The following is a 4,045-nucleotide window of genomic DNA, read 5'->3' on the forward strand; positions in this document are numbered from 1 at the left end:
TTTAGGTTGATGGATAAAAAAGTAGAAACAGGATGATACAATTAGTACGATTAAAGCTACTAGACCTAGTATTTTCTTCATGTTATCACCAATTCTCCCACTGGGTTTCAATCTTGACCTCACCATAGTTGCTTGGCGAGTACTTACTGTCATAAATCGAGCACCAATCTTTCAAGACTTTCTGGTTAACGATTTCGTCATAGTAAGAATCCAAATCCTTGGCAGTGATACCATGCTGCTCTAGGTATGATTTCACCTCTGATTGCTCATCAATATATACTTTGGAATTATTTTCTTTTTTTATTATAGTAACTTCTTTACTCAAAACACCTAATTTATAATTGTAGCTTCCCCATACTTTTACACTAACATTAGAAGATAGTCTTCTTTCAGAGTAAATGAACAAAACCTTTTGTGAGTTTTGAAAATTAAAACCAATTTCTATCTCAGAATAATCTGACGGTATTTTCTCTTTGTTGTATAATCCGAACGGAGTATACAAAATATTGGGGTCATCACTTGGCCAAACTGCTCTTATTTTAAACCCATCGATGTTTCTTAAAATATTATTTGACCGATAAGTCTTCTCCGTCTCATGGTAGATTTCATCAAAAATATTTTTAGGTTGTTTAGGAAAAAAGTAAAAACAAACTGATACAAGTAATACAATTATTGTTAAAACACCTAGTATTTTCTTCATGCTATCACCAATTCTCCCACTGGGTTTCGACTTTCACCTCACCATAGTTGCTTGGTGAGTACTTACTGTCATAAATCGAGCACCAATCTTTCAGGACTTTCTGATTTACGATTTCGTCGTAGTCCTTCTCTAATTCTTGTTTGGTTATGTTGTATTTTCTTAAATATTCTCTTACTTTTTCTTCATCATCAAGATATTGACCTGGTTGCCTTGGCTCTTCAAAAATCGCAAGTTTTCTTTTGAGTACTTTCTTTTGCATATTATAGTGTGCAGAATACCATAGGGTAATATTCGAATCAGTCTTTCTTTCAAAACGAATTGACATCCCTTTAATACCTGAACCAAAATTAAAGTGAATGGTTATATCACTATAGCCTTTGGTTAGAGTTTCATACTTTCCAAAAGGAGTATACGAAATATTAGGGTCGTCACTTGGCCAATCTGGTCTGATTTTAAACCCATCTATATGCCTTAAAATATTATTTGACCGATATGTTTTCTCCGTTTCTTGGTAAATTTCATCAAAAATGTTTTTAGGTTGTTTAGGAAAAAAGTAAAAACAAACAGATACAAGTAATACAACTATTGTTAAAACACCTAGTATTTTCTTCATCATCATCCTCCTACTCCGCCAAGGATTCCAAGCGGTTTAAAAACTTGGATACACCTGAATAGTTACTTTCAATGTATGCTTTAATCGCATCCTCCCCTTTTTCCATAACCTCTAATGGAAGGATACTAGCATAAATAGTACTTCTAACCTGCTTCCAATCTTTATTTTTTAAGAATTCTCTTTCTCTAAGAGTCGAATCCTTTTGAAGGTCAGCATAATAGGAAGATATGGCTTGGTCATAGGATTGCCCCTGTTGCATCCGGCCGATAAGATTGACTGAATCAAGGTCTGCCTTGTAGTCATCTTCACCAATGCTTGGTTTTTTATCCGTAGCATTTTTTGTCGTGTCTCCCTCCCAGCCAGAAAGGTCCTTGACACGCTCTCTACCGCCATAGAGATCGGCTAACTGAACTTGATTAGGATTAAGGTGAGTCGCCATAGTAATGGACTGGTGGGTAAAGTCTGCGTGACCTGCTCTGTTGTTAGAATAGGCCTTCAGTTTGCTATCCCAAAACGTATCAAAATCAATCCTAGTACCATAAACTTCTTCAAATGATTTTTTATAAGAAGCATAATAATTTGAGCCTTTTTCTTTATCAGTAGTCTTAATGTCATCTATACTGTCATATTCACCACCCGCCATTTCATGCTGGAGTCTAAGATTATATATCAATTTCTTTGCATCTGTTTCATCTTTGATTCCAAGTTCTTTAAAAATTTCAAGAAGCGGTTTTTCTACTGTTCTTGATTTTCCTGTAATCGAACTGCCAACAGTCACATCATAAAAATAAGTTTTCAAATGACCCGCCGTTTCGTTCCACTGAAAACCATCATAGTTGACCGCACCGACAACTCGCAAAAAGATATAGTCACGAAATTCTTGACTAGAGGTTGAGAACTTCTTGTCTATCCCTTGCTTGACGGTCAAGAGCTGTTGGGCTGTCTCTGCGTCAAAGCCGTATTCTGCCATCATGGTCTGGACAAAGGCCTTCTCTTGACGACTGAGTTTCATATCCTTTGTGTCAGAATAGGCAGATAGGTAGTTGGCCCAAGTCAGGTCAGATGGAATTTTAAAGCCCCCTGTCTTTGCATCCCAACTCGTTTCGATTTGGGCCAGTCCGCGACTCAACTGCACATCGATATTGGTTAGTTCATCGAAGAGTCCTCCTGAGTAGCTATCATAAGCGCGCAGGTTTCTCAAAATCGTTTCATAGACACGTTTATTGGCGTGATGTCCTCGCATGAGTTCCACATTACTGCGTCTCAATCTTCCCTTTTCTTCACTATCCATGGTCAAGCTAGAAAGGGTTTGGTTGACTTCATCTAGATAGGCAATCATTTGCTCTTCCTGACGGATCTTATCAAGCAGATCATCCTCGCGCCAACTCTTGCTGTCGACCATCGTTTGGTAGTCTTCTGGTAATTTCTTGATAGCTTGAGAGAAGGTCTCGGCATAGAGTTGCCCCCCTTTGCTCAAGGGTAATAAGACACTTGCAAAAAAACTTCTAGCCGAATTATAAGCATCGCCCTTTAGACTCTCTGTATCCTCTGAAAACTTTTTGATGGCTGATTGCAAGTCTTGATAAGCCTCCACCTGAGATTGGCACATGGTCGCTACACTCGAACTTTGTAGTTGTGATTGTTCTAAGTACATATCAATGCCCATGTCGTTTTTCCTCCTCTCTTTCTAGTTCCTTGCGTCTTTCATAGTAGACCTCATCCAAGTCTCCCTCTAATCGGAACTTTTCTTTTTTCAAATCATCCATGCGGTAGCTGAGCTTCTCAAGAATTTGGTTTTTAAGTTGGTTTCTTTGTAGGAGTGTTTCTTCCAACTGTCCTGCATATCGGCTCTGATAGGCCGCCTCCCACAAATCATTTTGATAACGGTGACTAGCTCTATCATACCCTTCAAAGGTTTCTATCAGTTCTTTGGTGCGATATTTCTCTTTTCCATTGTCTTCTAGCCGGTACAAGAGTTCTCGCTCTCTTTTCTTCAACTCATCCAACTTGCTCATGCATGACTCCTAAAACCATTGGCACCCGCTTCATCTAGCGCCTCAAAATCACTCGCTATAGAGTGCAGTCGTTCGGAAGTCAGGGTGACGGCTGCCGAAATCTGACTAGCTAGATTTTGAGACTTTGTCAGACATTGATGGGCTTTGTTATTCCCTTGAAGGGTCGTTCGATCATCTTGACTAGCCACAGCAATTGCTGTTAACGATTGACAAGCATTTTTCAGCTGACTCGCATACATTTGCGCAGTATTTAGATCACTTTTTACTGTTGACATGACTGTTTTATCCTTTTTCTCAATCCCTTGTGATAGGTTTACTTTATTTAGCTATATAGACCTATTATACCATGTTTTGAATGCAAGCCCTAATTTATTCTATATTTAGATAATAAAATAGTTTTATATCTAAAAAGCTACCTAATTAGACTAGCTTCATTATCAAGCTATGCTCAATTGAACTCGGCCTAAGCACTTGGCAAAAAAGATAAAATCTCCTAGAAACTGAAGTTTCTTCGTCAATTTTCCTATTTTTGCTTTGTGCTTTTGACGGCCTTTGTATCTTGTTAATTGAACTCGGCCAAGCACTTGGCAAAAAAGATAAAATCTACACGAAGGGAGAAAATCTGGTTTATTTTACCTTATAGTTCTAGGAACCGTAACCGAAGATTATACTCGAGTATATCGCGAGGTAAAGTGACAACATAAAAAGCCCTCTGAA

At 38.2% G+C, this 4,045-nt stretch carries 5 protein-coding genes; all 5 read right to left on the reverse strand.

Going from position 1 to position 4,045, the window contains the following annotated elements:
* Nucleotides 1–85 precede the first annotated feature (85 nt).
* The 5 genes from HMPREF2628_RS07980 to HMPREF2628_RS08000 are packed head-to-tail and all read right to left on the reverse strand — an operon-like array spanning nucleotide 86 to nucleotide 3,603.
* A complete protein-coding gene (locus HMPREF2628_RS07980; protein WP_070842846.1) occupies nucleotides 86–700 on the reverse strand; it encodes a TipC family immunity protein in 615 nt (204 codons plus the stop codon).
* 4 nt (nucleotides 701–704) lie between these two features.
* Nucleotides 705–1,313 (reverse strand): TipC family immunity protein, encoded by a 609-nt coding sequence (locus HMPREF2628_RS07985; RefSeq protein ID WP_070842847.1) that lies wholly within the window; start codon nucleotides 1,311–1,313, stop codon nucleotides 705–707.
* A gap of 10 nt (nucleotides 1,314–1,323) precedes the next feature.
* Entirely contained in the window at nucleotides 1,324–2,979 is a 1,656-nt protein-coding gene (locus HMPREF2628_RS07990; protein WP_070842848.1) for an LXG domain-containing protein, read from the reverse strand.
* The gene (locus HMPREF2628_RS07995) at nucleotides 2,969–3,328 is read right to left on the reverse strand and encodes a DUF3958 family protein (RefSeq protein ID WP_070842849.1); all 360 of its coding nucleotides are present in this window, start codon (nucleotides 3,326–3,328) and stop codon (nucleotides 2,969–2,971) included. Before HMPREF2628_RS07995 ends, HMPREF2628_RS07990 begins: the two co-directional genes overlap by 11 nt.
* A complete protein-coding gene (locus HMPREF2628_RS08000) occupies nucleotides 3,325–3,603 on the reverse strand; it encodes a TIGR04197 family type VII secretion effector (RefSeq protein ID WP_070842850.1) in 279 nt (92 codons plus the stop codon). Before HMPREF2628_RS08000 ends, HMPREF2628_RS07995 begins: the two co-directional genes overlap by 4 nt.
* Nucleotides 3,604–4,045 lie beyond the last annotated feature (442 nt).

This window comes from Streptococcus sp. HMSC063B03, from assembly GCF_001836965.1.
In the GTDB taxonomy this organism is placed as follows: Bacteria; Bacillota; Bacilli; order Lactobacillales; family Streptococcaceae; genus Streptococcus; species Streptococcus pneumoniae_F.